The sequence below is a fragment of the Aureibacillus halotolerans genome (assembly GCF_004363045.1).
GTDB classification, from domain to species: domain Bacteria; phylum Bacillota; class Bacilli; order Bacillales; family DSM-28697; genus Aureibacillus; species Aureibacillus halotolerans.
The window spans coordinates 250,580-276,547 of sequence record NZ_SNYJ01000004.1 but is presented as its reverse complement, the minus strand read 5'-3'; the positions used below and the strand labels follow the sequence as shown (position 1 = coordinate 276,547).

The window sequence follows — 25,968 nt, the reverse complement described above, 5'->3', positions numbered from 1 at the left end:
AGGTATTGAATAGAAGGGAAGTGACCTGATGAGTCAACCAGCTACAGGACAACATCGTGAGCATTTGTCACCTGGGCTCACAGTCGATATTGTGTTAAAAAAAGACCAACGTTCGGGCAAGTTAACACGGGGAAAGATTAAAGACATCTTGACGAAGTCCTCGTTTCACCCCCATGGCATCAAAGTCCGCCTAGAGGGCAGTGAAGGCTTTGTTGGAAGGGTCAAACAGATCGTATAGGTCATTGTCAAAAAGGAGTTGTACAGAAACCAGTTAGGGGGTATTTATGAAAAAGCGTTTGTTGATTTTTCTTGCAGCGATTGCGATATATTTTATCGTTTCCTCTTTATTTCGAACCTTTGCGTAAGTAGGGGAACAACTAGGGTGCATTTTTATGTCGTTCAGTCGATCCCCTAAACTCAAATAGACTAATAATATGAGGATATTTGTTCAACATATGAGCATATATCCTTCTTCTATACATAGTATATTCATTAATCAGAGATTAAAAGATTGAGTATGTGCCTTGTTTAAAGGTACGAAGTAGGTAATAAATTCAATCTAACTATCGATTTGAAATGCAGGTGGACAGGATCATTCAAAGATTTTATACATGGAGGAAGCCCAATGGACTCTGATATTATCAACATACTATCTGTTATTGTAGTCATTATTTGTGTGGCCGTATCAGTTTTTCAAATGCTGCTTTCACTTGGTTTTCCTTTTGGTGAATTTGCAATGGGGGGATATCATAGAGTTTTACCAATAAATTTACGTGTTGTGAGTGCAATGAATGCTTTGATTCTCTTATTTATGGGTTTTGTTTTACTACAACATACTAAAATCATAAATGGTTTGAATTTTTTACCTACAAACATATTCGTATGGGGGATAACCATTTTCCTTGGTTTAAACACAATAGCAAACTTACTATCACGGAGTAAAAAAGAGAGATTTATAATGACGCCATTATCAGGAATCACCTTCATATTATGTCTATTGATTGTTTTATCCTAGGAATTATTTCTTTTTAAGACAACTTTCGCAGTGCAAAAATCACAAATCATGCTACATCATAAAAAATGAATGTACTGTTAAAAGTATCCACTAAGGAGACCACAGCGGCACAGAAAACACGATGAGGTCTTTTCGAATCAATGTTGCGCTTATTCCTTTTAGGGTAAAAGCGAGCGTATGGCAGCTTGTATAAAGGCAACCCCAACATTGAATTGCAGGTTTACCCAGTTATATCGGGAAATGCAAATCATTGTTATTGATAAAAGGTGCGACTGTTGCTGATCGCACCTTCCATTAGTCTTACACACGTTATTGAATCTCTTCATGGGAAAACTCAAGCACTAGCTTATCCGTGGCAGCTTCTAAACCCTCTCCAAAAATCAATTGGTAGTCCTCAACCTCTTCTATAACACCAAAGAGCATTTGGCCATCAACAGGTTTTTCCTTAGTGATCAATTCTTCAGGTAGGTCTATTATTTCTGGGTGTGCCCAAGTGCCATGAACACCAATACTCTCTTCTGTTCCTGCTATATACAATCTGGAATCGATAAAGTCATCAAATATAATCTCACTGTTGCTGTATTTAGGATCGATGGCTTGAATGCTCACGTCAAAAACTAGTCTAGCTGCCAAGCCTTCAGACTTAAGATCCTCAGGAACTTCAATGCTTTTTACACTGTGTATTGTCATTTCATATTCTCCAAGTGTACTACTCTGAATAACAGGCTCCCCAAGAGTCATTGTTTTTGTTGTATACCCACTAGTATTTGTGTCTTGCTCTTCTTTTTCATTGGTCGCAGCCTCTTCGCCAGAACAACCGGCCACCACGATCACAAAGAAAATCATCATGAATAATGCACATCTCCTCATTAAAAATCCTCTTCTCTCCTGTTGTATTTTTACTTCAATAACAAATACATACCCTTGAACATACCTTTATAATCCATAAATTGTTTTTATAGGAATTAAAGTATTTAGTTGTCATGTTCATTCGTTACGAATCCAGCGCATGAAACAAACATACGTGCATCCTAAGACAAAGCCTGCGGGCATTAATAGGAACAACAGCCGCTTCGCTTCAAGAAGGCTCAGGTCTCCTAACAGTACAAGAGGGACACTAAGACTGGCCAAAAGTGATGCGAGGAGGATTGAAACGACTTTACGTAAAAATGGCTGAATCCATCGGTCCATTAGGTAACAAAGCACTAACGTGATTGGCAGCATGACAAAGAGATAGAAAACACTCATGAACATGAGCATCCACCGGTAATCATCATTTGCCATAGGCCGATCAAAGAACCATTGATCGCCCACGTAATATCCGAGAGCTCCGATGCCATAGGCTAGAACGATACCTATAATAGCTGTAAGAGATCTTATCCAATGAATCATGCGTCCATTGCCCAAGCCTCTGCAATAGATAATAATTGTTGGCTCGCCTTCGTTTGCCCCATTTGCCCCAACAACAACCCCGTTGCCACACATTGAAGAAACCCCCATTCCCATATTGCTTGTGGCTTGACGCCTGTGTAAGTAGACAAGAGGCGGCATCGCTCTTCTCCAAGGTGAAAAGGGTCAGTTAGCAGTTCTTCCGGCCAAACGCGCATTAATACCCCAAGGTCATAGGTTTTTTCAGCGACAACACCATCCGGATCAATAAGCTTGTAGGATAGATTGGTTTGTTCTGTAGGGTCTTTTAATAGATTGCCTTCATGAGCATCGCCGTGTGCAAGGACCACTTCATCAGGCTGAAAATCTTGCGAACGAGATTTGACAAAACGCTCTGTAGTAGATATAACTTGCTTGCTGCAAGGCTGATCGAGCTTTTTCCACATGGAGGGAATGAAACCGGAAAACCAATCTGCGGGTGATGAATCAACTTCTTGGAGCTCTGCTAAAGGAAAAGGAGAATTACTCCAAGCCGTTTTTAAAGTCATACAGATCGTTTCCAACTTTCTTTTTGTCGAAAAACCTGAAGCCGAAAGCGGAGGACCTAATTTTTCGATTAATAAAGCCCTTTTGTCTAAATTGTATTGAAGGAGACGAGCATAGCCTTGTCCATTTGCTGACTGAAGAGTACGCACTTCATGAGTCAGCACGGTATTTCCATCCATTTCAGGCATGCCCACCTTAAGAATCGCCGGTATGCCATCTTTTAAAAGAACCTTTGCCACATAAGCTTCGGAGCCCCCAGCAAGTGGCTCTTTAACAATGATACCCCAGTCTTCTTCAATACTGCTGACTAGGCTTTCCAGACCAGCTAACCACTTCATTCCTTGATCCCCAAGCGTATGTAGTTTTTGGTGGACGGCTGCAGGTGGATCAAACAGGTGACGAAGACAAATGACGATCAACTCCTTATGAAAGGATTATTGTTGTTCCTTATACTACCATTTTTTCGTTTACTTAAAGGTCGATTCGTCGTAAAATAGGAGCAATATTCTTTTAATAAGTGGAGTGATGACAATGAATCCGATATTGCAGGACGTCCCAGAAGAGTTTTACACCGAACGTTTACATATAAGAATGCCAAGACTGGGAGATGGGCAGGCCGTGTATGATGCGATGCAAGCATCGAAAAAGGAGCTCACCCCATGGCTGCCGTTTATGCAAAATGACCAAACGCTCGATGAGACAGAGATCAATCTCCGCGAAGCGATAGCGAACTTTATAAATCGTACAGATTTGCGCTTGCTCATGTTTCATAGAGAGACCGGGGAGCTTGTCGGGTCAACCGGACTTCATCGCATCAATTGGGAGGTGCCCCGCTTCGAAATCGGTTACTGGGTCGACATAAGATGGTCTGGAAAAGGCTATGTAACGGAAATGGTCAAAGGACTTTCGGTATTTTGTTTTGATACGCTCCATGCGCGGCGCGTCGAAATTCGCTGTGACGCTAAGAATTTGAAAAGTCGTTCCGTGGCAGAAAGAGCAGGTTTTACAGTAGATGCTATTCTAAAAAATGAGAGTGTTGCCGTGACGAACCCGAAAGAGCTTAGGGATACGTATATTTATTCCATCGTGAAATAGCTGCGGCATCTATCCAGGTAATGAGCAAATGGTTAGTGCCTGGATTTTACTCCATCTTCCTTGTAGGAGGTTGTATGGTCTCAGAAAGCAAACATTTTAAATGGGTCATCTTATTCGTAGCTACGCTAGCTCAAGGATGTGCAACCTTTGTCACTTACGGTATGGGTCCGCTAGCAACGGTTTATCAAGATTCCATGGAACTAACTCAGTTTCAAACTGGTCTAATTGTGTCTGCTGTCAATGTGGGTCCTATTTTTTCAATGATGTTTTTTGGTGACCTCATGGATCGATATGGAGAAAAATGGAGTATCGGTATGGGCGCCATTTTCCTTGGATTAAGTACTTTACTGGCATCCGCTTCTCAAGGGTTTTATAGCTTGTTATTGATCCTGCTTTTTGTTGGGGTGTGGTACGGTACAGCTCAGCCAGGAGGAAGTTCGGCTATCATCAAATGGTTCCCCCATAACAACCGAGGAGTAGCTATGGGAATTAGGCAAATGGGAATTCCTTTAGGGGGAGCTTTTGCTTCTATGACAATTCCGGCGATGTTTGCGATCTATGGTCTAAACGGGGCTCTAGTGTTGCAAGCATTTGTTGCCATTGCTGGGGGCGTTGTTTTTTTACTCATTTACAGAGACATTGGTCAAAAGAAAGAAACTAGCAATAAAAAAACAAGTTTTATGCAAAAAATTAAAACCATAAGACAGAATAAATCCCTTTATCCGGTCTTTTTTGTAGGATGCTCAATGGTTTCTGTTCAGTTAGTTATAGTGGCTCATTTGATGAGTTTTTTAAATAACGGGTTAAACATGTCACTTGCACGTTCAGGGGTGTTCTTGAGCATAGCGTTGATTGGTGGATTAATCGGAAGGGTAGCCATCTCCTGGATCAGTGATTATTTCGGCGGAAACCGTGTGAAGCCTCTGCAAGTAACCATTTGCCTAACCTCAGTGATATTGGTGCTTTTTGCATTTTTACCTGACAATCCAAATGCCGTCGCCCTAATGTGTTTATGCTTTATTTTGGGGTTTCTTGGTATGGGATGGTTTAGTTTATTTATCGTCCTACTTTCAGAGGCTGCAAGACCAGAAGCGATCGCATTAACAGTCGCTTTTGGCTTAACATTAAATCAACTCTTTATCGTGTTTTCTCCAGCGCTTTTTGGATTTACTGTCGATGTATTAAATAGCTACAAAAGCCCCTTTTTATTTCTTGCAGCAGTGATTCTAATTGGGCCGATATGGCTACATTATTTAGACCGTAAAGCAGGGTTGATGAGGGTAGCAAAGGATTAAAGCTCTTCTCCAAGCACATACGTCTGATAGCAGAATCAGAAAAAGTATTTGATGGACAGAATAGTTACATGAATCGCGCATTTCAAACCTGATTTAGACAATGGTGTCATTAGAACTATTTAAAGGATTGTGCAAATTAATTTATTTACAAATTAAATATTGGTGATAAAATGTACATAGTTTAACGATTTAACTAAAATATTTTACTGAAACCTCATGGCGAATATCTTAAAGCGTAAGATTAGAGAGGAGGGACCTTGATATATTAGCTCAATTACAAATGGAAGCGATTTCACGATCGACCCCTAATGCCTAATCAGGGACTGCATTGGTGATGCATACTAAATTAATTAATTTAATTTAGATCCTTCGCAACCAAGAACGTGAATTTGCTTCAGAAGCTGTACTAGTAGCTATCCCTAGCATATTGATATATATCATTACGGGGTCACAGATAGAGTGGAAAATGGTAACCAAGGAGAGGAAAAGCAATGTTTATCAAAGGTGTAGATATTTCAACCTTGAAGGAAGTTGAGCAGTGTGGCGGTACTTTTTATGAGGACGGAATGGAAAAGGATCTCTTTCAAATTCTTAAACGCAATGGTATTAACATGATTCGTCTAAGGTTATGGGTGGACCCGTACGATCAAGAAGGAAAGCCGTATATGGGCGGTACGAATGACCTTGGCGTCACATTGGAGCTGGCAAAAAGGGCGAAACGTGAAGACATGAACATCTTATTGGATTTTCACTATAGTGATTTTTGGGCAGATCCTAAGAAACAAAAAAAGCCCAAAGGTTGGGAAGAGTTACAAGGGAAGGCTCTGGAAGACAAAGTGTATACTTATACAAAAGAAGTGCTTTCCGCGCTTGCTGATGAAGGGGTTGCTCCTGAGTACATACAGATTGGTAACGAAACTCCGAATGGCCTTTTATGGCCTGATGGGAAAACCCCGAAGTATCTTGCTGAAGAAGATCGCTTTGAGGATATGGAAGAAGATCTCCAACGTACCGCCTATGATGCTTGTGCAAGGCTGCTCCAAGCAGGAGTTCGTGCGACGAGAGAGGTTCTTAGTCAAGCCAAAATCATCCTACATTTAGACGCAGGTGGGGCAATCAAGCTGTATCAACGATGGTTTGAAGAGATGGAACGTCGAAAAGTTGATTTTGATATTGTTGGCATGTCCTATTATCCTTTTTGGCATGGGTCAATGGAGCAGTTGAAAGCGAATATTGAAAACGTGAATAGAAGCTTTTCAAAGCCAACGATTGTGGTGGAAACGGCCTATGGTTTTACAGCAGAAGATCCTCCAGGTGGCTCAAGTATTTTCAATCAAGAGCTTGCCGAAAAAGCTGGGTATCCAGCGACAGTAGACGGGCAAAGAAAGTTCTTAACAGACCTCATGACGATGTTAAAAGATATTCCTGATCAAGCGGGGCTTGGCATCGTGTATTGGGAACCTGCTTGGTTGCCTGTAAAAGGCACAACGTGGGCGAGTCATCAAGGTATGCTTTACGGCAATGATGTTGCAGCGCCAGGTAACAATTGGGCCAACCAATGTCTCTTTGATTTTAACGGAAACGCATTACCTTCTTTGAAAGCATTTAAATAATCTGGGAGGTCGTCTAATGAATCATAAATTCCGTAAAATAATGATAGGTATTGTCCTCAGTATTGTCGTCTTGTTGCCAGCCATTCTTCCATCCTCGGTGAATGCTGCTACGGATGAATTTATCATCGGTGCAGATGTCTCCATGCTAAAAGAGGTTGATGACATTGGCGCTCGCTTTTACGATGAAGGCATTCAAAAGGACGCATTGGAAATATTAAAAGACCATGGCGTGGATTACGTCAGACTGAGATTATGGGTCGATCCGTATGATGCACAAGGCAATCCTTATGGTGGGGGGACCAACGATCTACAAACGACGCTTGAATTAGCAAAAAAGGCGAAAGCCAATGGACAAAAGGTCATTTTTGACTTTCACTATAGTGATTTCTGGGCAGATCCTGGAAAGCAAATAAAGCCAAAAGCATGGGAGGGTTTGAATCACTCTCAGTTAGTCGAGCGTGTGTATCAGTACACATCAAACGTGATTGAAACGATGAACAGAGAGGGAGTTACACCAGCCATGGTCCAGGTAGGAAATGAGATCCCTTCTGGCATGCTCTGGCCAGAGGGACGCTTAACTGGGGGCGAAGAAGGGTTTGCTGAACTGGCTGCACTCCTTCAATCAGGTGTACAAGCTGTCCACGATGCGATGCCCGCAGGTCAAGAAGCAGAGATCATCTTGCATTTGGACCATGGAGGAGACAATGGATTGTACCGTTGGTGGTTCGATAACATCACTAAATTTGATGTCGATTTCGACATTATCGGGTTGTCCTATTATCCATACTGGCACGGGACGATGAGTGAGCTTCAAGCGAACCTGAATGACATTAGTCAAAGATACGACAAGGACGTCCTCATCGTAGAAACGGCCTATGCCTTCACGCTTGCAGATGGAGACGGTTTGGGCAATATTTTTTATAAAAACGAAGAAGCCGTCGGTGGGTATGATGCAACACCTCAGGGGCAAGTTGAATTTATCCGTGATCTGAAAAACGTGATTCATAATGTTCCAGATGACCGTGGCCGAGGGTTCATCTGGTGGGAACCGACATGGCAGCCTGTAGGTGGAGATACTCACTGGGCGACAGACGCTGGAAAAGCGTACACGAATGACACCGGAGCACCATCAAACGCTTGGGACAATCAGACGTGGTTTGATTTCTCAGGGCATGCCCTTAAAGTTCTTGATGTCTTGGATGAGAGTCCAGGGCGCTGAGGAAGCGTAACCTTTTCATGCAAAAATATGCTCGTTATTCACAGAGCGTAAAACATATTAATTTTGTAGACTGTTCCTCTTCCTTTGGAAGGGAGGGACAGTTTTTTTTGCGTTTGTGATGAGGTGGAAAATGAGCGTACACTGAGGATGGTTTTATGAGTACGTACTCGTTTAACTAATCTGTCATTTTTCTTTACGCGTTCTACCACACCAATTCGGACGTGCTTTAACATTACATCAGCTATACTTTGTCCCCTTGCCTCTTTGCAGCATCACTTCAATAAATCCGTATAAATGCAATCGTTCTTCTTCAGTTAGCTGTTTCAGGCTTTCGAGCAAACGGAGGATATCTGGTGGCAATTCAGATTCTTTTCCGAAAAATTCCGCGCGTGAGATGTCAAGTGCGTTGCAAATGAGAGTCAGTTTGTCCAAGGAAGGCATGGTACGCCCTTTCTCAATGTCACTTATATAGGGCTGTGTCACAAAGGCTTTTTTAGCCAATTCAGTCACTTTTAGTCCTTTGGCCAATCGCAAATTCCGTATTTTTTGTCCGATTTCCATATCTTATCACCTACTTTATTATAAATCTCTCATACCTAGAGCGGCATGATCTTCAATGCTTTTCATATCGCAAATAATTATTTTATGTATTGACAATATAATTTTAGATGATAATATTTTGATTATTCCTACTGTGTTTGCTAAACGCATCACTCATTCAATGTATCATCCTCATCCTGTGATCTTCATACAACCACTGCAAAAAGTAACCTACATCAACCTAACATTCACAACACAGAAAGCTTAATTCCGTCTATTCGAAGCGATACTTTTATTTTCCACTGCAAAAACATTGAGGTGATCATTGCTTGAGAAGAACAGGTGATTTAAAGCTCATCCAAGAGCTTAATCGCTCAATCATTCTGGATGAAATTCGCCATCATGGACCAACATCGCGCACAGATATCTCTAAAAAACATCAATTAAGTCCTACCACAGTATCATCGGCAGTTCATGAGCTCATTCAAGAAGGTCTTGTCGGTGAAAGTGGAGTCGGTTACTCCAGTGGGGGGAGAAAGCCAAGATTAGTACAATTTCTTCCTGATCAACAATGCATTATTGGTGTCTCTCTGAAAAAATCATCCATCCGAATCACAGAGATGAATTTGGAAGCGACCGTAAAACGAGAAATAAGTGAACCTATTCGTTGTATTGGCCAACCAATTATTGAAAGACTCATAGCGTTGTTAACGAATTTTCTCTCGCAAACGTCTTGTGTGGAAAACTGTGCGGGGATTGCCGTCATCGTGCAGGGCGTCGTTGATGCGGATGAAGGAATTATACGCTTGAATTCTAAGTTGAATTTAGTGAATGTTCCGATTAAAAAGATGTTGGAAGAACGATTTCGGATGCCTGTATTTGTTGACAACGACACAAATGCATTCATTTTAGCAGAGAAAAATTTCAATTCCCTTGATTCATACAAAAATATGGTTTATGTCACAGTTGGTGACGGGGTTGGGGCAGGCATTATTGTCAACGGTGATATTTATCGTGGAAGAAGTGGTGGGTCAGGAGAATTTGGTCATACCAGTATCGATTTGCATGGTGATTCATGCGAATGTGGAAGTAGAGGATGTTTAGAAAACTATGTAAGTTGGCCAGTCATACATACGCGCATTTTTTCTTCTCTTAGTAGAGGCACATCATCGAAAATGCTCGATATGGCAAATGGGGATGTAACGAAGATTTCCCTTGTGCACTATAGACAGGCGTTGAGAGAGAATGACCCTCTTGCAGTATCGATTAACGACGAAGTTGCTCAATATCTTTCAGTAGGTTTAGTGAATCTAGTCCATCTTTTTAACCCTGAGGTCGTTATTCTTGGTGGAGAACTTCTAATTGAAAACGCTTCACTTTTTGATCAGGTGGCAACCCATTTGGAAACACAAACACTCCGTACATTAGCGGACGGAATGGACGTGAGATTGACTACATTAGGTAAAGAATTTGAAATGCTTGGTGCAGCATCTGTTTTATTGCAAGAGAAGTTCCGATTTACACTCTAGTGAAAAGTCATGGAGGCGACTCGAATGTTGAAGGCGTTGAACCAATGGTGTTTTCCAGAAGGAACCCCTTTATCTAAAGTATTTTCAATGACTGCGAATGCTGGCTTTGATGCGATTGAGTTAAACCTATATGAATCGGGCGGTGAAGGACTGACGATCGATACGACCGTTGGAGAAGCGCAGGCCATAAAATCTATGGCTGACGCCAACGGCTTAACGTTACGAAGTTTATCAACAGGCATGTTATGGTCTTACCCCATTGTCTCGGAGGATAGAGACATAAGGGAGAAGGGGCAACAGATCGTGATGAAGCAAATAGAGCTAGCGGCAGAATTAGGGATGGATACTGTGCTCGTCGTTCCTGGGGCAGTAACTGCACATATGGCTTACGACCAGTGTTATTTTAAAAGCCAAGAGGCGTTGCAGCCACTTTTACGACATGCTGAAGAGCATAACATTTTTCTAGGGATTGAAAACGTGTGGAACAAGTTTTTGCTCTCCCCTTTAGAAGCGGCTCGCTATGTGGATGAATTAGATTCCCCGAAAGCCGCCTTTTATTTTGATGTCGGCAATGTGTTGCAGTTTGGGTTTCCTGAACAATGGATTGAGATTCTTGGTCATCGCATTGCCAAGGTTCATGTCAAAGACTTTAAGACAGCTGTCGGGAATATTAATGGATTTGTTCCTTTGCTCGCTGGGGATGTAAATTGGCACGCAGTAATGAAAGCGCTTAAAAAGATTGGTTATGATGATGTCCTAACGGCGGAAATTCCAGCGCATACTTTTTCATCAAGAACACTTCCCGAGGATACGTTACGTCATATGGATGCCATTCTTCAAAGTGTAGAAGAGGAGGAAGTCAAATGAGTAAGAAGGTAAAGGTAGGCTTTGTTGGTGTAGGAGGAATTGCATCTGTGCATCTAAGAAGCATAGAGGCAAATGAGGATGCTGACATCGTTGCTGTTTGTGATATATCAGAGGAAAATGTGCAGCGATCCGCTTCGACGTACAACGCGCAGGCTTATGTGGATAGTAAACAAATGTTGGAGAATGAAGTGCTAGACGCCTTGTTTATATGCGTGCCCCCGTTTGCTCACGGCACCATGGAGGAAGACGCATCCGCAAAGGGAATTCACCTAATGGTTGAAAAGCCAGTTTCGCTCGATGTTGCAACAGCGCTTAGAAAGTCTGAGGCGATACGTGAATCGGGCATCATTCATGCAACAGGTTATTGCTTAAGGTATTTGGATACGGTAGCCCTCGTCAAAAAGTATTTAAAGAACAAAGACATCGCAATGATTAGTGGTCATTACATGACTCGGTTTGTGCAAACGCCATGGTATCGGGACAAGAGTAAATCAGGTGGACAATTAGTCGAGCAAGCCACTCATACGTTGGATTTAATGCGTTACTTTGGCGGAGAGATTACGGACATTTATGCGAATATGGATCTGCTTTTAATGAACGATATCCCTGACATCTCCATTCCTGATGTAACGTCGGTTCAGATGAAGTTCAGTTCGGGAAGTATCGGGCAAATGGCTTGTTCCTTTACACAACCTGATCACCGAGCTGGTATTGAGATCCTTGGCAAGGAGTTTCGGGTCGTTATAGATGGGGCGGATGCGAGCATTATTGAAGAAGGGAAAAGTGTTCGTTACACGTCGAAGGTCAATTTTTATGAGGCGCAGGATCGCTGTTTTATAGATGCGGTCAAAACGGAAGACCAATCGAAGATTTTATCAGATTACAATAATGGCGTAGAAACACTTCTCGCCTCTTTGGCTGCCAATCATTCTAGTGACACGGCAAAACCCATTCAAATTGATGCTTATAGAGCAATTGAATCAAAAATTCTGTAGCAGGAGGTTTTAAGGAATCAGTCATTATTGTAGGCAACGACCACAGGGAAGTATACAACCGAACGACAACCATAGACGAACAGGTGAGGAACGAGTAAAAACGTTCAGGAGGTGAGGAGTATGCGTGCATTCCGTCTCAAGCGAACGGATTGGGTAGGATGGATTTTTTCTCTACCATTACTGATAGGGATTTTGGGATTCGCCGTTTACCCTATGGTGTATTCTCTTTTCATGAGTTTTTTACAAAATGGAGAATGGGTAGGGCTTAAAAATTATTCGTATGTTGTCAATGACACGATGTTTTGGAAATCACTGTGGAACACACTTTACATGGGTATGCTCTCTGTCATTCTTGGCGTAAGTCTCTCTTTTATCTTGGCAACGTTGATTTACAACGTCAATTTTCCTCGGTGGCGTAATTTTTTCAAGGCCGTCTATTTTCTGCCGAACGTCGTATCGCTCGTCGCGACGAGTATCTTGTTTTCGTTGTTGTTTTACCCAGATCAGCAAGGGCTGTTAAATTACGTGGCTTCATTGGTGGGCATTGAACCGATCGGCTGGTTTACCGATCCGAATGTCGCAAGATTCAGTATTGTTTTGATGACCTTGTGGGGGATGCTCGGGTATAACACGATTATCTTTCTGGCAGCACTAACTAGTGTTCCTAAAGAACTGTATGAAGCTGCTGAAGTTGATGGAGGAAATTTCTTTAAGAAATGGTGGTATGTCACGATTCCTTATGTGCGGCCGGTCCTCATGTTTATGGTCATTATTGGGACGATCAATGGGATGAAACGTTTTACAGATATTTGGCTTATTGGGGGATCAGCAGGGAACCCCGGGGGCTCCTTAATGACATCGGTCCTCTACATCTATAGAAATGCTTTCATGTCTTCGCAAATGGGTGTCGGGACGGCAGCAACATATCTTTTATTTTTGATTATTCTCGTCTTGACTTTAATCCTAATGAAATTGAATAAAGATCAAACAAAATAATGATTGAAAGGTGGTGAGTTCATGAACGCCAGGAGTCAACCGCTAGAGACACAGGCATATAAACACATAAAAGCAAAGCGAAGCCAAAAGGTGATTCGAGCAAATGTCATCTTGATCACGATCCTCCTAATAGGATCCCTTACGATGATTGTCCCTTTTGTATGGATGCTGATGACGAGCTTTGACTGGTCTGCAAGACTGAATATTCCGTTTCCTCCGCGATTTTGGCCAGAGGAGTTCTCACTCAAGCCTTACGAAGCGGCATTTACAAATGTGCCACTGCTGAAATACATGATGAATTCAGTTCTTGTTTCGGCAGGCGTTATTTTCGTTAGTTTACTCTCCGCTACTTTTTCGGGATATGCCATTTCAAAGCTGCGCTTTAAAGGCGGAACATTTGTATTGGTAGCCGCGTTAAGCACCATGATGATCCCCTTTGAGGTTACTATGATTCCACAATATCTATTATTCTCGAACTTGAACCTGTTAGACAATTACCTCGCCTTTTATCTTCCGGCACTCAATTTTGCATTTGGAACCTTTTTAACAAAAGCCTTTGTTGATCAGCTGCCTGGCACATTAAGAGAAGCAGGAGTGATTGATGGGGCAGGAGAATTCCGTGTGTTTTTCAGCATTTTTTTACCGCTATGTGTACCGATTATTTCAACAATGGCTATTTTGCAGTTTCTTGCCGTGTGGAACGACCTGTTATGGCCACTGCTTGTATTGCAAACTCCTGATAAATACACTGTTCAGCTAGGAATGGCCATGTTCACGTATAACCAGGGGAATAGTGACCTGCCATCCATCATTATGGCAGCGACAACAGTGTCCTTACTACCCGTTCTAGTCGTCTACTTTTTGCTCCAAAAGTATATTGTCGAAAGCATTGCCCAGACAGGAATAAAAGCATAGGGGGTTCGAATGATGATGAGAGTTTTATTATTACTAAGTGTGGTATTTGTTATGTTCGTAACGGGGTGTAGCTCTAACCAAACGTCAAACCCAGACGCTGAAGTAGTTCGGGTCGCTCTCGCTGGTCGCGCATTAGAAGATGGCATTGATCCGATTACTGGGGCAGAAACGATAGGCTTGAACACGTTTCTCGAAGAATCGTTTTATCCGAATCATCCAGATATAAGGTTGGAGCTCACGACAGTTCCTTGGGAAAATGCACGAGCAAAGATCAATTCAATGCTCCAATCGGGTGACGTTGATGTAATTTATACAGGTGGAGCGTTCGCGTCTGTGTACTATCAAGATGGATTGATTAGAGGACTGAATGACCTTATTGAAGGGGATGAAACGTTCGATCCAGCAGCTTATTTAGATGGTGCTTGGAATGAATCCTATAGTACGAAATCGTTTGATCAACAAACACAGTTTGGTATTCCTGCTGTGCTCGGAAGGCGCATGACAGTTTATGATAAAACGTTGTTTGATCAGTGGGACGTGGAGTATTTATCTGAAAATCCTACCCCTGAGGAAATACTAGAAAAGGCGAGTCAAATGACGGGGACAAATCCAGTGACGGGCGAAGAAAATTACGGTCTATGGTACAGCGGAAACGCGTTGAATGGCTCTACGTTTGTTGCACTTGCCCATTACTTTGGAGCACAAGGTGCTGAAGGCACACTAGACAATCTTGGGGAAATCAATTGGAACTTAAACTCTCCGCAAATTGTAGACATTCTCTCATGGATGGAAGAAGCAGTGCCGTATATGCCACCAGCTTTTATTAATGGTGGGGGAAACGAGAATTTTGGTACGGAAAATAACAATGTAGCGATCGTATTGGATGGTACTGGCGCTACGGCAACGAGTCATTATCGTGAAACGGGAGAGACGACGATGATTGACCGGTTCATTCCCGTCATGAATCTAGGCCCGAACGGTGAAGGTTGGGTGGCGGTAGACCCTTACATTATGGCGAAAGATGCACAAAATGTAGAGGCGTCATGGGAAGTGTTGAAGTTTCTTGCTGGGAAAGAAGCGCAGGAATATGGGTATGAGAATTTTATGCTTACACCAACGCTTTCCGAAGCTGATTTTGTGTTAGAAAATGATACCTATACACAAAAAGCCATGGAAATTGCCGAAATCTCAAAAACGTTGTTGTTGGATGAAGCGAATCCTTTCTTTGCAAGCGATATTGTGCCAGCGATTAACACATTCCTAAGCAATGCATACAACGGCAATGCCCCTAATAAGGAAGCTTTTTTAACCGATTTGCAACAGCGTGCGGAGAATTGGTCGAACAATCAATGATGTAGAAAACGAGTAAGGTCTAGACTAACCTAAATAAATGGGACAGAAAAAAACACCCTTCAAGTGATACACTTAAACAAAGTGTTAATTTGGAGGGTATTTTTTATGGGGAAAAACAGATATTCGGCAGAAACGAAATGGGCAGTGGTTAAAGATAAACTAAGCGGACAGTACACCAATCGACAACTCATGGAGAAGTATGGGGTCAAGAATGAGTCCCAGATTAAGACGTGGATGAAATGGTATCGTGAGAATCAGCTTCATCGATTTGATCAGCCGATAGGAAAGCAATATAGCTATGGTCATGGGCCGGAGTATGCTTCAAAGGAAGAGGAAACCAATCGGCAGCTTGAGCACTTAAAAGTGGAGAATGACATCTTAAAAAAATACTTGGAGATCGAAAAGGAGTTGAAAAAGAAGTAGTCCTTTATTTGGTGGAGAGATTGCGCCAAAAACATACTGTCACGAACATCTTAACGGTTTTGAAGGTGCCAAAATCAACGTATTATCGCTGGGCTTCAGAAGGTATTCCCCCTCTATCAACCGTAGAGGAAGCTGTGATTTCTTTGTGTACCGAAACGTCCTTCCGGTATGGGCATCGGAAAATACGAAAGTTACTGCAACGCCAGTATGGCATGATACGAAATCGAAATACCGTGCAGCGTATCATGCAGAAGTTCCATCTCCAGTGTAAGGTGAAACGTAAAAGGAAGTGGACGTCACAAGGAGAGTCTATCATCGTTGCCCCGAACCTTCTGAACCGGGACTTCATGGCGATAAAACCTAATACAAAATGGGTCACGGATATCACGTATATTCAATATGGACCAAGAACACTGTATCTCTCTACAATCATGGACTTATACAATAATGAAATCGTCGCTTACAGTTTGGAGGATCATCAACAGACATCTCTCGTATTGGATACGTTAAGGAAAGCAGTGGCGAGCCGAAATGATCCAAAAGGTGTCATCCTGCATTCCGATCAAGGAAGTGTGTACACGTCTTATGCGTACCAACAAGAAATAGCAGAAGAATTGGAACTTATCAGCAGTATGTCAAGGCGAGGGAACTGTTGGGATAACGCCGTGATTGAATCGTTCCACTCGAGCTTGAAATCAGAGGAGTTTATGTATACGAAATTCAATTCCATATCAGAGAAAGAAGTGATAGAACGGATCGACCATTACCTGAAATACTATAATGAAGAGCGTATCCAAGAAAAATTAGGCTACCACGCACCAAAAGAATATGGTAGCATGGTAGCCTAATAAGGGTGTTTTATTTGTGTCTCATATCGCTAGGTCAGTCTAGTCGGTTTTAGGTTTTTTCTTGAACTAAGATATTGAAGTAAAACATCCGAACGACCTACGGCATTTCACTTGGAATTTCGTAGAATCGTTCGGATGTTTTTAATGTGTAAAACTGTTGGAGTGATTTCCTCTGTGCAACTCATTGTCATTAACGGAACTGGAAATTAGCGGCAAGCTTTTTAGGGTTACAGAACGATACGGTATGAGAGGGTTTTACTTGCGGAAAGCAAAAATCTCCTCCGCCGTTTTAGCGAGCATGAAGGAAATGGAAATGGAGATAGAAAACCACGAACAAGCAGCGGTATGCCGCTGCTTGTTCGTGTAATTGTACGCATTGTTTCATTGTTTCATTGTTTCCTTGTGTCGGGTTGTATGGCATTCGCAGACTGACTTCGCATCGAGAACGATAATATAGCCGGAAGGAGTGCGATTGCAACACCAATTGCGCCAGCCACGCCGATTGATTGTAAGGAAAATATTTCTACAACAAGACCACCAATGGCAGCACCGGCAGCAATCCCCAACTGAATGAAGGATGTATTCAAGCTCAGAAGAATGCCCGATGCGCTTGGTGACAAGCTAATCATATAAACTTGCTGAATGGGACCCGTAGACCAAGCAAAAAACGACCATAACAGCAGCAACGGAAAGACAGCTATAGATGTATGGGCAAAGAGGAACATAAGGATTAAAATACCAGCATGGATCATTAAGCTTCCATTCAACGTACGCGGAATACCTAATTTATCCGCACCATAACCTCCAGCCTGGGCGCCCAGCAAACTTGCTATGCCGAATGAAAATAGCGCGATGCTCACCATCCCATTGCTCATACCCGTAATGTTTATCAGAAATGGTGTAATAAACGTGTAAACGATCGTATAACCGACCATCCAAAAAAAGCTAATCGACAAGGTTAATAATAGCTGCGGCCTTTTCAACAGGGCGAGTTGTTCTTTAAGAGGTACATTTGCCTCTCCCTGCGACTTTGGCAATACCATTAAAATGACCAGCATCGCGATAAAACTAAGAAGGCCGATTCCATAAAAAATCATTTTCCAGTCGTAGGTACTGGCAATGACTCTTCCCAGAGGAACACCTAAAATAAGCGATAGATTAAATCCCATCATGATAGTTGCTATGGCGGTGCCTTGTTTTCCAGGTCCGGCAATTTGAGCAGAAACAGTTAGGGCAACCACAGTAACGACACCTGTACTAAGAGCTAAGATCACTCTCGCACCAACAAGCATCGGATAGCCCGTCGAGAATACCGTAATTAAATTCCCTATAAAAAAGAGCGCCAAAGCAGCTAGCATAAGTGTTCTCCGGCTTAGTTTAGAGGTAACCGCAATGAGAATCGGAGTACCAACCGCGTAAGTTATGGAAAAAACCGAAATGAGTTGGCCGGCAACAGCAATGGTTACGCCGACATCTCTGGAAACCAGATCCAATATCCCGGCAATTACAAATTCCGAGGTTCCCACTAAAAAACTTATCATCGCTAAAATATAAACTTTCCACGATTTAATCATTTGATTGTTCCCCTTTCTAATTCTATATATCTAAAAACATAGAAATAACAACGATGAAGGATTGGATTTTTTAACAGTGTACTTTCTTTAATGCCTAGCTAGCTCCTTTCGGACAAGAGGGGCGACATACGTTCCAAATCGTTCAATCGTTCTTAACAAATCACGATGCGGAAGCGTACTAAAGTCAACGTACAAAAGAAAACGAGTCAAGCCCAGTTGTTTGATTACACGTACGATCTTTTCTGCTACATATTCTGAATCTCCAACATAAAGAGCGCCGCGGGGGCTCAATGCTTCCTCATATACACTTCGTGTATAAGTCGCCCAACCGCGTTCCCTTCCAATTTGATTCATTTGTTCGGCCATAATGGGATAATACTTTTCTTTGGCTTCTGCAAACGTGTTGGCAATAAAACCATGCGAATGACAGGCGATTTGCAATTGATTAGGATCGTGCCCTGCTTGTTGAGCTGCTTTAAGATATAAATGCACTAAGGGAGCGAAACGCTCCGGCATGCCGCCTATAATGGAGAAAATGACAGGAAGACCAAGCTGACCGGCACGAATGGCCGACTCCGGACTACCTCCAGTAGCGATCCACACAGGAAGCGGGAATTGTTGCGCACGCGGGTATACGCCCATATCGAGCAACGGTGCACGGTGCTTGCCGCTCCATGTTACGCTCTCTGAAGATCGTATTTTGAGTAAAAGCTCCAATTTCTCATGGAATAATTCCTCATAATTTTGCAAGTTATATCCGAAGAGAGGAAAAGATTCGACAAAAGAACCGCGTCCGGCCATGATCTCGGCCCGCCCATTTGTTAAGTTATCCAGGGTGGCGAAATCCTGATAAACACGGACTGGGTCCGACGAAGACAATACCGTAACAGCACTGGACAGCCGAATATGGTTTGTAGTAGCTGCAGCCGAAGCCAAAATAATTGCCGGCGATGAGCTTGTGTAGTCCATGCGATGATGTTCACCAATCGCATAGACATCAAGACCGGTCTGATCAGCCAACTGAATTTCTTCCATCGCTTGTCGCAGTCGTTCGCCTGGCAGAACCCCCCTTCCTTTGGGGTTGGTGTGAAGAAATGTAGAGATTCCAAGTTCCAGTGGCAAGCGTTTTTCCAAAATGGTTTCCTCCCTCAGTATTCTATAATTCTAAATATATAGAAATGATACTCAAAAAAATTTACACCAGTAAATATGGCGCAAACTTCTTTGCCACGTCTTGATCAACGCTGTAGTGAATAAACGAACCGTTCTTTTGCGAATCGATTAAACCCGATTCCGTCAGCTGCTTGAGATGATGTGATAACGTTGAACCGGCTACGTGGCCAAGCTGTTCACCGATCGCGGTAACGCATTGATTCTCTTGCTTGATTAGCATTAAGGCAATTTTTAGTCGTGTAGGCTCACCTAGAGCCTTGTATACTTTGACAGCTTGCACCAGATCGGGATCTACATTAGCCATTAAATTCTCCTTTCCACCATCATTTCTATGTTTATGGAATTATAGAAATGATATTACCACCTAATGACTGCGTTGTAAAGTGTAAAGTGACGATTTTGCTGTTTATCAATCGTCTGGAAAGTGTCACCTTAACTCGTCCGAGAAAATGCCACTTTTAAGTGTGGCCGAAGCGCTCACCAAAGCGCTTCGGCATAGCTGATGTGTTGAGAATACATGTCGTCTTGGAAGTCGCTCTTGCTTGTGGTACGCATAGTTTTGGATTGTTGCAACGTGGTTTTCCACGGATACAAGGAGGCTGGTTTGCGTGGAGACGCAGAACTCGCCTTTTGTGCGCTTGGCAGCGCAACCGACTAGGGAGTGAAAGTCTCCTGTACGCCGAGTTGGTGGAAGTACGAGCTGACCCGTAATGCCTCGTCCGTGAGGAGAGTTGCGGAGGACGGGAAGGCAATCCATCAGTCAGCTTTCACTGACTTTCTGGACAGCCTCTTTTTTTAGATCTATTTCAAATGAGTGTTCTGGTTCTCAATTAGTGTAAACAAGATCATTTGCTTTTTCAGGAGAAACACAAAGTTTTTTAATAACTTCTGCTAAACTAGCCGCTGGAACCAAACTACACCCGCGTTTTTGTATATCACCGATCAAACAAAATACACGCTGCAGCTGGCCCTTCAATCAATGGTGATTGCCTCTGATGCGACTTCCAGCAGTACCTTTTTTACACCAAATGTTCACATGGCCGGTATCATGATTGCCCTTGTGCCTTTATTGATTATCTATCCATTTGTGCAGAAATACTTTGTCAAAGCCATCATGGTTGGCTCAACAAAGGGATAGGAGGACGATATGAATCAATTGCTCTCAGAAGATATGAAAACGTTGGTTTATGAAATTCACCCGCAGGAGGAAAAAGAGTATGTCACTCTCCCCTTTACGGTGGATGAAGCTACGGACCGACTGGATGTATCCTACAGCTTTACAGGAAAGGATGACGGTGCAGTCATCGATCTCGGAATAGAGGATCCCTATCAGTTTTGCGGCTGGAGCGGGGGTGCCTGTGATCATTTTGTTATCTCTGAGCGTGAAGCGACACCAGAATATAAGCGTGGTCGTTTGCACTGTGGGGTATGGAATATTATCCTTGGTGCGTATCGAGTTCCTCACATTTGTAAAGTGTTTGTCACTATAAAACAACAGCGTACTGATGTGCCTGTGTGGCTTAAAGGCGACTTGCATATGCATACGGAACATTCCGATGGTAGCTTTACAATAGAAGACACCTTCCGAATTGCAAAGAAAAAGGGCTTGATTTTATTGCTACAACCGACCACAATACGACTTCGCAAAAATCGTTGTGGCTTTTGGCATGACGGGGTGATGGTTATTCCGGGTGTGGAATGGTCAACGTATAAAGGGCATGCCAACATTCTTGGTGGTCAGGAGCCACTTGAATCTTTTCGTATCCGTACAGATCAGAAAGCAACTGAGCTTATGAATGCAGTGAAGAAACGTGGTGATGTCTGGATCGTGAATCATCCGTTTGATGATGGCTGTCCATGGGAATGGCCACATCATTTGCAGGCTGTCGAGGTATGGAATGGTCCATGGCGGCTTATCAATGAAAAAGCGAGCGGTTTCTTGGTGGCACGAACAGTTGGTTCGTGGCAACGGGATTACGGCTATTGGAGGAAGTGATACGCATAGGCCAGATCCGAATGTCGAGCACGGAACGCCAACAACCTGGGTTTTGGCGAAGGCAAGGACGGTCGAAAGTATTCTAGAGGCTATTCGAAAAGGGTGGGTTTGCATCAGTTCAACTTTGGAAGGACCGCGAATTGCCATTCAAAAAGGACACGCCAGTGTAGGAGTTAAAAAAGGGAAGCCTCAAGTTGCTGTATCAGGGGCAAAAGCGGGTCAAGTCGTCAAACTTTTCTCAGAGAAGGGAGTAGAGGAACGCTATGTCATCCCTGAATCTGTTGACAATTGGTCCAGTGATGTCAGGGTTGCGGCTGCTCATTTCTATCGTGTAGAGCTTTGGTCTGAAGGTGAAGGATTATTGCTTAATTTTTTGACCACATCGGTAGAATACTTCTCTTTAACCCTAATGGACACAAGTGCAATATTCTCGTCGTGTTTTCTTTACACCTAGTGCGCTGACGTGGCTCGATTTTCACTAGTGAAAATCATGGCAATAAAGGACAATACAACATCCCTACCGAAAAAGAGTAGACAAACAAAACAACTAGAGCAAGACGACAAACAAAACTGATATCGGTGATGATAAAGGGGATGTTGTTTTGAATAATCAACAGATTGTATTTACGGCACCAGGGGTTGTGGAATGGCGAACGGAGGCATTTGATAGACCACAACTGAAGGCGACAGAGGTTTTGGTGAAAAAGAGATTTAGTCTTATTAGTCCAGGCACCGAGCTCGCTTGTCTATCAGGTGGAGAACAGTGGTTTCAGATGCCGCAAATACCTGGGTATGCAGCGGTAAGCACAGTCATTGAAGTGGGAGCTGACGTCGAACATGTGGCTCAGGGTGACCTTGTCTTTCATTATGGCAAGCATTGTACATATGAAATTGTTCGCGCCAGTGAGCTGGTGGTGCATGTGCCTAATGACTTAGAGCCTTCAATTGCGCTTTTTGCTCGCTTAGCGACAGTTGCTTTTACGGCACTGCGTGTGTCGGAAATTGAACTTGGCGACCAAGTTGCTGTCACTGGATTAGGGCTCGTTGGAAATTTTGCCGCTCAGCTTGCTCAACTTCAAGGTGGCGTCGTCACGGGCATGGACCTCTCAAAGGAACGCGTGACATTGGCACAACGTTGTGGCATTAAGCAGGCGGTACTTTCGTTCTCAGACATAGGGCCAAAGAAGTTCAATACGTTTATTGAGGCAACGGGTCAGCCACAGGTGCTTCATGAAGCACTCTCATGGGTGGCTCCTTTTGGAGAGTGCATTTTGTTGGGAACCCCGCGAACAGACTATACCACTAATTTGACCGATGTTTTGCGACACACACATCTGCACGAAAAGGGGAGCGTTACACTGAAAGGTGCCCATGAATGGCGGTACCCTATGAAAGCACACCCGTATGAAAAACATTCAATGGAACGAAACACACGTATTGTGTTCGAGTTGATGCGTTCTGGTCAGCTGCACGTCGCTCCTTTAATTAGCCACATGTTGAAACCGCAAAACGCTAAGGAAGCGTACCAAGGGCTTTCGGAGGCAAAAGAAGACTACATTGGTGTGTTGTTTGATTGGGTCGAATAGCTTCTACGTATAGAACGCAGCGACAAAACCCCTGTTCAAAAATGAACGGGGGCATTTTTTTGTTTGTAAGTTCGCGTTTAAGCGGTGGCCAATTTTCGGTACAAAGAGGTCATGGAACCGTGCTCACGACGAAGTTGCTCGACCTCTCCTGTGAGCACCACCTTGCCTTGATCCAAGAACACAACGTAATCGAGTAATCCGCCCAGATCGCGAATTTCTTGTGAACAGAGGAGGACGGTTTGGTCAGGGTCGTCACTGACCCGTTTAATCAAGGCATCAATGATTCGGTCGCGTGACATGATATCGATGCCTGCAAAGGGTTCATCCAACATAAGCAGAGGCAACTGCCGAGCCATTGTCATCATTCATATAAAACGCGCGCTTTGACCAGATATAGATCTTGAGATTAGACATCAAGGGGGACGTCCAGCAACGTGGCAAAAGCTTCTGCATCAGCCTTATTAAAATGAGGAAGATGCTGAGCCGCCCAATCGATTGATTGCTGCCCCGTTTTATCCTTAATCTCGCTAGACGAAATCAAGTCGCGATCGGTCGGCCAAAAAGATTGCTCGGGCAAATAAGCAATGTGGTTCCATGCCCCACCACCTGGGGGTCCCCAAAAAGTGTGATGTCTCCCTTGTCAGGCTGAATGAAATCGGCGAGCAATCGGAACAGCGTGCTTTTTCCTGCCCCGTTCGGAACAAAAACGCCTACGATCCCTCCTTTTGGAAGTGAAAAGGTGCAGTCCTGTAACGCCATCTTTCTTCCTAACTGTTTGCTCACCTTATTGAAGGTAATGATCGCTTGTTCCGTCATTTTTAAACTTCCACCTTTCTATTTTTCTTCGATAAACCGTCTCATTTCTTCTAATGAATAGCCTAAATTCCGCATTTTCTCCATGAACTCATCCACGGTTTCTAGCGCTAGACGGGAGCGGAAGGCACGAATACGCTCATGATCCGTCGTAACAAAAGTACCTTGACCACGGCGCTGTTCTGTCAACCCTTCACGCTCCAATTCTTGGTATGCGCGCATAACCGTGTTTGGATTGATTTTTAGCGCCTGCGCCATTTCCCTAACTGCGGCTATTTTATCTCCAGGGTTCATCGTTCCTATAGCAATATAGCTTTGGATTTGCTGCACAAGCTGTTCGTAGAGCGGTTTGCTCGGATCTAAAGAAAAGAAAAGCTGGCCTACCTGTCTTTCTTCCATAGTTCTCCTCCTTTTGCTGGATGTATAATCTTGATTAGTGTATTATAACACTTAATACACATAATACAATAAGAATTATTCACTCAAAATAATGAGGTGCACAAGAGGAGTCAAGTAAAATATTTTATTGGTATTTTATCACTTGAAAAAGAATGATTTAACTCAACAGTAGCGTTATTGAGAATACAATGAATGGTAAAATGAGTTCAGAAAATAAAAAACGGTTATTGACATTTGTAAACGCTATCAGTATGATAATTTTAACTAAATTAATTAACTTAATTTAGATAAACTATTTCACTTAGGGGGATACTATGAAAAGATTCTGGTCTTTTGGTCTTTTGTTGATATTAAGTCTTGGTATACTTGCGGCTTGTAGCGGGGGAGGAGAAGAAACAGGAAGTTCAGAAGATGCGGTGACTTTAACGCTTTGGAATCGGTACCCTGAGCTACGAGATCCCTTCGATAAATTGATTAGTGATTTTGAGAAAGAACACCCGAACATTAAAATAGAAAAACAGGATTTGCCGCTCGATTCGCATTATGCACAGCTTCAAACAGCTTTATCTGAGGACCAGTTGCCAGATATTTTTACCACTGCCCTTGGTTTAAAAGATTTGGTTGAGGCAGATGCTGTCAAAAACCTAAATGAAGTGTTTACTGAAGATGTGAAATCACAATTCGTAGAAGGTGTTTGGACAGAAAACGGTACAACATTAAACGATAATGTGTATGTATTCCCGTTCCTATCACCAAAAAGTGGTGCGTACATTATGTATTACAACAAATCGATTTTAGAAGAGTTTGGTTACACGGAGAGCGACATTCCGAGGAGTTGGGATGAGTTTGTGGAGTTTGGCAAAGAGCTTAGAGCAGCGTCAGGCGATACAATTTATCCACTATCCTGGACAAACGAAGGATGGGCGAACGAAGGTCTTGTCAACATGATGAGTACGGCTATTACACCTGAGGTCCCTTGGAACATGAATTATAAAGAAGGTCAGCCTACGTTTACACAACCAGGAAAAATAGAATCTATTCATTATTTAAAGCGCTTGCTTGACGAAGGTGTCATGGCTCCTGCCAGCATAGAAACGAATGTTTCAAAAGCAGAAGCAAATTTCACAGCAGGTGCCAATGCTTTCTGGATTAGCGGGAACTGGACTGGCATGCAGTTAACGAACAGTTATGGATTTACTGATTGGGGCGTAGTGCCTATCCCTACGAAAAATGGCGATCCATATTATTATCCAGCAGGTCGTCAAGTAGACGGGTTCAGCGTAAGTCAAGATACAGAGCATTGGGAAGAAGTTAAAATCTTTCTAGAGTATTCGATTGAAAATCTTCATCAGACATTGTACGTTGAGCCGGGTATCGGCATTCCAGCGAAAAAAGATGTTGGCGGTGAAGCGGCATATCCTCAATTTGCCGACATTCGAGATCTCATGAATGAACTGGCTATCTCAGTACCAAACCCTGTGCAGAATAACTTAGCGATCATTGAATTTCAGCGTGACTATACAGGAAAACTGGACGCTCAGGATAGTGGAGCACTGATTGGTGGCTATCTCGCTGGAGCAGTTCCAGATGTTGAAGCTGAATTGAAAAAGCAAGAAGAGAAGCACCGTGCAATGTTTAGTGAAACGCTCGAACAACATCCAGACGTTTCACGAGAAGATTTCATCTTTGAAAATTGGACACCGTTTGAGCCTTTTACGGCGGAAGATTATAAATAAGCAAAAGCAGATTGTAAGGCATAGGGCGATAGCGCCTATGCCTTACATCCCTC

General features: G+C 43.0%; 28 protein-coding genes and 1 pseudogene. 18 read left to right on the top strand and 11 right to left on the bottom strand.

The window, feature by feature from the left end; translation table 11 throughout:
* The first annotated feature begins 28 nt into the window (after positions 1-28).
* Positions 29-238 carry a YwbE family protein gene (locus EV213_RS07255; protein ID WP_133579841.1) on the top strand — a complete coding sequence of 70 codons (210 nt, stop codon included), beginning with the start codon at positions 29-31 and terminating at the stop codon, positions 236-238.
* Positions 239-625: 387 nt separating this feature from the next.
* Positions 626-1,015: a hypothetical protein gene (locus EV213_RS07250; RefSeq protein WP_133579840.1), complete on the top strand. Its 390-nt coding sequence runs from the start codon at positions 626-628 to the stop codon at positions 1,013-1,015.
* Positions 1,016-1,324: 309 nt separating this feature from the next.
* On the opposite strand, the gene EV213_RS07245 is transcribed toward EV213_RS07250, so the two are convergent.
* The 3 genes from EV213_RS07245 to EV213_RS07235 form a co-directional block, all read right to left on the bottom strand.
* Positions 1,325-1,864: a hypothetical protein gene (locus EV213_RS07245; RefSeq protein ID WP_133579839.1), complete on the bottom strand. Its 540-nt coding sequence runs from the start codon at positions 1,862-1,864 to the stop codon at positions 1,325-1,327.
* A 138-nt stretch (positions 1,865-2,002) separates the two neighbouring features.
* Positions 2,003-2,407, bottom strand: coding sequence for a hypothetical protein (locus EV213_RS07240; protein ID WP_133579838.1), 405 nt, complete (start codon positions 2,405-2,407; stop codon positions 2,003-2,005).
* Entirely contained in the window at positions 2,404-3,288 is an 885-nt protein-coding gene (locus tag EV213_RS07235) for an aminoglycoside phosphotransferase family protein (RefSeq protein ID WP_133579837.1), read from the bottom strand. Before EV213_RS07235 ends, EV213_RS07240 begins: the two co-directional genes overlap by 4 nt.
* 193 nt (positions 3,289-3,481) lie before the next feature.
* On the opposite strand from EV213_RS07235, the gene EV213_RS07230 reads away from it, so the two are divergent.
* From EV213_RS07230 to EV213_RS07215, 4 genes are all read left to right on the top strand, one after another.
* Positions 3,482-4,045, top strand: coding sequence for a GNAT family N-acetyltransferase (locus EV213_RS07230; protein ID WP_133579836.1), 564 nt, complete (start codon positions 3,482-3,484; stop codon positions 4,043-4,045).
* A 74-nt stretch (positions 4,046-4,119) separates the two neighbouring features.
* A complete protein-coding gene (locus tag EV213_RS07225; RefSeq protein ID WP_133579835.1) occupies positions 4,120-5,340 on the top strand; it encodes an MFS transporter in 1,221 nt (406 codons plus the stop codon).
* 491 nt (positions 5,341-5,831) lie between these two features.
* Complete coding sequence (locus EV213_RS07220) at positions 5,832-6,953, top strand: glycoside hydrolase family 53 protein (RefSeq protein ID WP_133579834.1); 1,122 nt, start codon at positions 5,832-5,834, stop codon at positions 6,951-6,953.
* Positions 6,954-6,969: 16 nt separating this feature from the next.
* Positions 6,970-8,172: a glycoside hydrolase family 53 protein gene (locus tag EV213_RS07215; protein ID WP_133579833.1), complete on the top strand. Its 1,203-nt coding sequence runs from the start codon at positions 6,970-6,972 to the stop codon at positions 8,170-8,172.
* Positions 8,173-8,409: 237 nt separating this feature from the next.
* On the opposite strand, the gene EV213_RS07210 is transcribed toward EV213_RS07215, so the two are convergent.
* A complete protein-coding gene (locus tag EV213_RS07210) occupies positions 8,410-8,733 on the bottom strand; it encodes a helix-turn-helix domain-containing protein (RefSeq protein ID WP_133579832.1) in 324 nt (107 codons plus the stop codon).
* Between the two features lie 308 nt (positions 8,734-9,041).
* Between EV213_RS07210 and EV213_RS07205 the strand changes: the two genes are divergently transcribed.
* The 7 genes from EV213_RS07205 to EV213_RS07175 all read left to right on the top strand — a co-directional run bounded on the left by EV213_RS07205 (position 9,042) and on the right by EV213_RS07175 (position 16,638).
* The gene (locus tag EV213_RS07205; RefSeq protein ID WP_133579831.1) at positions 9,042-10,241 is read left to right on the top strand and encodes an ROK family transcriptional regulator; all 1,200 of its coding nucleotides are present in this window, start codon (positions 9,042-9,044) and stop codon (positions 10,239-10,241) included.
* A 24-nt stretch (positions 10,242-10,265) separates the two neighbouring features.
* Positions 10,266-11,108 (top strand): sugar phosphate isomerase/epimerase family protein, encoded by an 843-nt coding sequence (locus EV213_RS07200; RefSeq protein WP_133579830.1) that lies wholly within the window; start codon positions 10,266-10,268, stop codon positions 11,106-11,108.
* Positions 11,105-12,103 carry a Gfo/Idh/MocA family protein gene (locus tag EV213_RS07195; RefSeq protein ID WP_133579829.1) on the top strand — a complete coding sequence of 333 codons (999 nt, stop codon included), beginning with the start codon at positions 11,105-11,107 and terminating at the stop codon, positions 12,101-12,103. The genes EV213_RS07200 and EV213_RS07195 overlap by 4 nt, the downstream gene beginning before the upstream one ends.
* Positions 12,104-12,223: 120 nt before the next feature.
* Positions 12,224-13,099, top strand: a complete 876-nt coding sequence (locus EV213_RS07190; RefSeq protein WP_133579828.1) for a carbohydrate ABC transporter permease — start codon at positions 12,224-12,226, stop codon at positions 13,097-13,099.
* 21 nt (positions 13,100-13,120) lie between these two features.
* Positions 13,121-14,014, top strand: a complete 894-nt coding sequence (locus EV213_RS07185) for a carbohydrate ABC transporter permease (RefSeq protein ID WP_133579827.1) — start codon at positions 13,121-13,123, stop codon at positions 14,012-14,014.
* A 9-nt stretch (positions 14,015-14,023) separates the two neighbouring features.
* The gene (locus EV213_RS07180) at positions 14,024-15,367 is read left to right on the top strand and encodes an ABC transporter substrate-binding protein (RefSeq protein WP_133579826.1); all 1,344 of its coding nucleotides are present in this window, start codon (positions 14,024-14,026) and stop codon (positions 15,365-15,367) included.
* Between the two features lie 105 nt (positions 15,368-15,472).
* A protein-coding gene (locus tag EV213_RS07175; protein WP_133579825.1) for an IS3 family transposase occupies positions 15,473-16,638 on the top strand; the annotation gives its coding sequence in 2 pieces (ribosomal slippage) (positions 15,473-15,749 and positions 15,749-16,638; 1,167 coding nt in all).
* A 389-nt stretch (positions 16,639-17,027) separates the two neighbouring features.
* Here EV213_RS07175 and EV213_RS07170 read toward each other — a convergent pair.
* The 4 genes and pseudogenes from EV213_RS07170 to EV213_RS21300 all read right to left on the bottom strand — a co-directional run.
* Positions 17,028-18,212: an MFS transporter gene (locus tag EV213_RS07170; protein WP_133579824.1), complete on the bottom strand. Its 1,185-nt coding sequence runs from the start codon at positions 18,210-18,212 to the stop codon at positions 17,028-17,030.
* Positions 18,213-18,299: 87 nt separating this feature from the next.
* On the bottom strand, positions 18,300-19,349 hold the full coding sequence (locus EV213_RS07165; protein ID WP_424923032.1) for an LLM class flavin-dependent oxidoreductase: 1,050 nt from the start codon (positions 19,347-19,349) through the stop codon (positions 18,300-18,302).
* 58 nt (positions 19,350-19,407) lie between these two features.
* Entirely contained in the window at positions 19,408-19,689 is a 282-nt protein-coding gene (locus EV213_RS07160; protein ID WP_133579823.1) for an ArsR/SmtB family transcription factor, read from the bottom strand.
* A 173-nt stretch (positions 19,690-19,862) separates the two neighbouring features.
* Positions 19,863-20,018 (bottom strand): annotated as a pseudogene (locus EV213_RS21300) (ISNCY family transposase); the annotation flags it as partial.
* A 346-nt stretch (positions 20,019-20,364) separates the two neighbouring features.
* Between EV213_RS21300 and EV213_RS20680 the strand changes: the two are divergent.
* The 4 genes from EV213_RS20680 (at position 20,365) to EV213_RS07150 (ending at position 22,967) form a co-directional block, all read left to right on the top strand.
* A complete protein-coding gene (locus tag EV213_RS20680; RefSeq protein WP_166639199.1) occupies positions 20,365-20,523 on the top strand; it encodes a hypothetical protein in 159 nt (52 codons plus the stop codon).
* A 9-nt stretch (positions 20,524-20,532) separates the two neighbouring features.
* A complete protein-coding gene (locus tag EV213_RS20675; RefSeq protein WP_166639198.1) occupies positions 20,533-21,381 on the top strand; it encodes a CehA/McbA family metallohydrolase in 849 nt (282 codons plus the stop codon).
* A complete protein-coding gene (locus EV213_RS07155) occupies positions 21,341-21,835 on the top strand; it encodes a CehA/McbA family metallohydrolase domain-containing protein (protein WP_166639197.1) in 495 nt (164 codons plus the stop codon). The genes EV213_RS20675 and EV213_RS07155 overlap by 41 nt, the downstream gene beginning before the upstream one ends.
* A 148-nt stretch (positions 21,836-21,983) precedes the next feature.
* Entirely contained in the window at positions 21,984-22,967 is a 984-nt protein-coding gene (locus EV213_RS07150) for a zinc-dependent alcohol dehydrogenase (protein WP_133579821.1), read from the top strand.
* Between the two features lie 77 nt (positions 22,968-23,044).
* On the opposite strand, the gene EV213_RS07145 is transcribed toward EV213_RS07150, so the two are convergent.
* The 3 genes from EV213_RS07145 to EV213_RS07135 form a co-directional block, all read right to left on the bottom strand.
* Positions 23,045-23,323: an ATP-binding cassette domain-containing protein gene (locus tag EV213_RS07145; protein ID WP_133579820.1), complete on the bottom strand. Its 279-nt coding sequence runs from the start codon at positions 23,321-23,323 to the stop codon at positions 23,045-23,047.
* 181 nt (positions 23,324-23,504) lie between these two features.
* Positions 23,505-23,783, bottom strand: coding sequence for an ATP-binding cassette domain-containing protein (locus EV213_RS07140; protein ID WP_133579819.1), 279 nt, complete (start codon positions 23,781-23,783; stop codon positions 23,505-23,507).
* Positions 23,784-23,801: 18 nt separating this feature from the next.
* Positions 23,802-24,179 (bottom strand): GntR family transcriptional regulator, encoded by a 378-nt coding sequence (locus EV213_RS07135; protein WP_133579818.1) that lies wholly within the window; start codon positions 24,177-24,179, stop codon positions 23,802-23,804.
* A 314-nt stretch (positions 24,180-24,493) separates the two neighbouring features.
* On the opposite strand from EV213_RS07135, the gene EV213_RS07130 reads away from it, so the two are divergent.
* The gene (locus EV213_RS07130) at positions 24,494-25,915 is read left to right on the top strand and encodes an ABC transporter substrate-binding protein (protein WP_133579817.1); all 1,422 of its coding nucleotides are present in this window, start codon (positions 24,494-24,496) and stop codon (positions 25,913-25,915) included.
* The last annotated feature ends 53 nt before the right edge of the window (positions 25,916-25,968 follow it).

What these genes read in the sequence shown, in the direction of transcription:
- EV213_RS07255 (WP_133579841.1), top strand. Translation starts at nt 29, where the DNA reads ATGAGTCAACCAGCTACAGGACAACATCGTGAGCATTTGTCACCTGGG.
- EV213_RS07250 (WP_133579840.1), top strand. Translation starts at nt 626, where the DNA reads ATGGACTCTGATATTATCAACATACTATCTGTTATTGTAGTCATTATT.
- EV213_RS07245 (WP_133579839.1), bottom strand. Translation starts at nt 1,864, where the DNA reads ATGATGATTTTCTTTGTGATCGTGGTGGCCGGTTGTTCTGGCGAAGAG.
- EV213_RS07240 (WP_133579838.1), bottom strand. Translation starts at nt 2,407, where the DNA reads ATGATTCATTGGATAAGATCTCTTACAGCTATTATAGGTATCGTTCTA.
- EV213_RS07235 (WP_133579837.1), bottom strand. Translation starts at nt 3,288, where the DNA reads ATGAAGTGGTTAGCTGGTCTGGAAAGCCTAGTCAGCAGTATTGAAGAA.
- EV213_RS07230 (WP_133579836.1), top strand. Translation starts at nt 3,482, where the DNA reads ATGAATCCGATATTGCAGGACGTCCCAGAAGAGTTTTACACCGAACGT.
- EV213_RS07225 (WP_133579835.1), top strand. Translation starts at nt 4,120, where the DNA reads ATGGTCTCAGAAAGCAAACATTTTAAATGGGTCATCTTATTCGTAGCT.
- EV213_RS07220 (WP_133579834.1), top strand. Translation starts at nt 5,832, where the DNA reads ATGTTTATCAAAGGTGTAGATATTTCAACCTTGAAGGAAGTTGAGCAG.
- EV213_RS07215 (WP_133579833.1), top strand. Translation starts at nt 6,970, where the DNA reads ATGAATCATAAATTCCGTAAAATAATGATAGGTATTGTCCTCAGTATT.
- EV213_RS07210 (WP_133579832.1), bottom strand. Translation starts at nt 8,733, where the DNA reads ATGGAAATCGGACAAAAAATACGGAATTTGCGATTGGCCAAAGGACTA.
- EV213_RS07200 (WP_133579830.1), top strand. Translation starts at nt 10,266, where the DNA reads ATGTTGAAGGCGTTGAACCAATGGTGTTTTCCAGAAGGAACCCCTTTA.
- EV213_RS07195 (WP_133579829.1), top strand. Translation starts at nt 11,105, where the DNA reads ATGAGTAAGAAGGTAAAGGTAGGCTTTGTTGGTGTAGGAGGAATTGCA.
- EV213_RS07190 (WP_133579828.1), top strand. Translation starts at nt 12,224, where the DNA reads ATGCGTGCATTCCGTCTCAAGCGAACGGATTGGGTAGGATGGATTTTT.
- EV213_RS07185 (WP_133579827.1), top strand. Translation starts at nt 13,121, where the DNA reads ATGAACGCCAGGAGTCAACCGCTAGAGACACAGGCATATAAACACATA.
- EV213_RS07180 (WP_133579826.1), top strand. Translation starts at nt 14,024, where the DNA reads ATGATGATGAGAGTTTTATTATTACTAAGTGTGGTATTTGTTATGTTC.
- EV213_RS07170 (WP_133579824.1), bottom strand. Translation starts at nt 18,212, where the DNA reads ATGATTAAATCGTGGAAAGTTTATATTTTAGCGATGATAAGTTTTTTA.
- EV213_RS07160 (WP_133579823.1), bottom strand. Translation starts at nt 19,689, where the DNA reads ATGGCTAATGTAGATCCCGATCTGGTGCAAGCTGTCAAAGTATACAAG.
- EV213_RS20680 (WP_166639199.1), top strand. Translation starts at nt 20,365, where the DNA reads ATGGTGATTGCCTCTGATGCGACTTCCAGCAGTACCTTTTTTACACCA.
- EV213_RS20675 (WP_166639198.1), top strand. Translation starts at nt 20,533, where the DNA reads ATGAATCAATTGCTCTCAGAAGATATGAAAACGTTGGTTTATGAAATT.
- EV213_RS07145 (WP_133579820.1), bottom strand. Translation starts at nt 23,323, where the DNA reads ATGGCTCGGCAGTTGCCTCTGCTTATGTTGGATGAACCCTTTGCAGGC.
- EV213_RS07140 (WP_133579819.1), bottom strand. Translation starts at nt 23,783, where the DNA reads ATGACGGAACAAGCGATCATTACCTTCAATAAGGTGAGCAAACAGTTA.
- EV213_RS07135 (WP_133579818.1), bottom strand. Translation starts at nt 24,179, where the DNA reads ATGGAAGAAAGACAGGTAGGCCAGCTTTTCTTTTCTTTAGATCCGAGC.
- EV213_RS07130 (WP_133579817.1), top strand. Translation starts at nt 24,494, where the DNA reads ATGAAAAGATTCTGGTCTTTTGGTCTTTTGTTGATATTAAGTCTTGGT.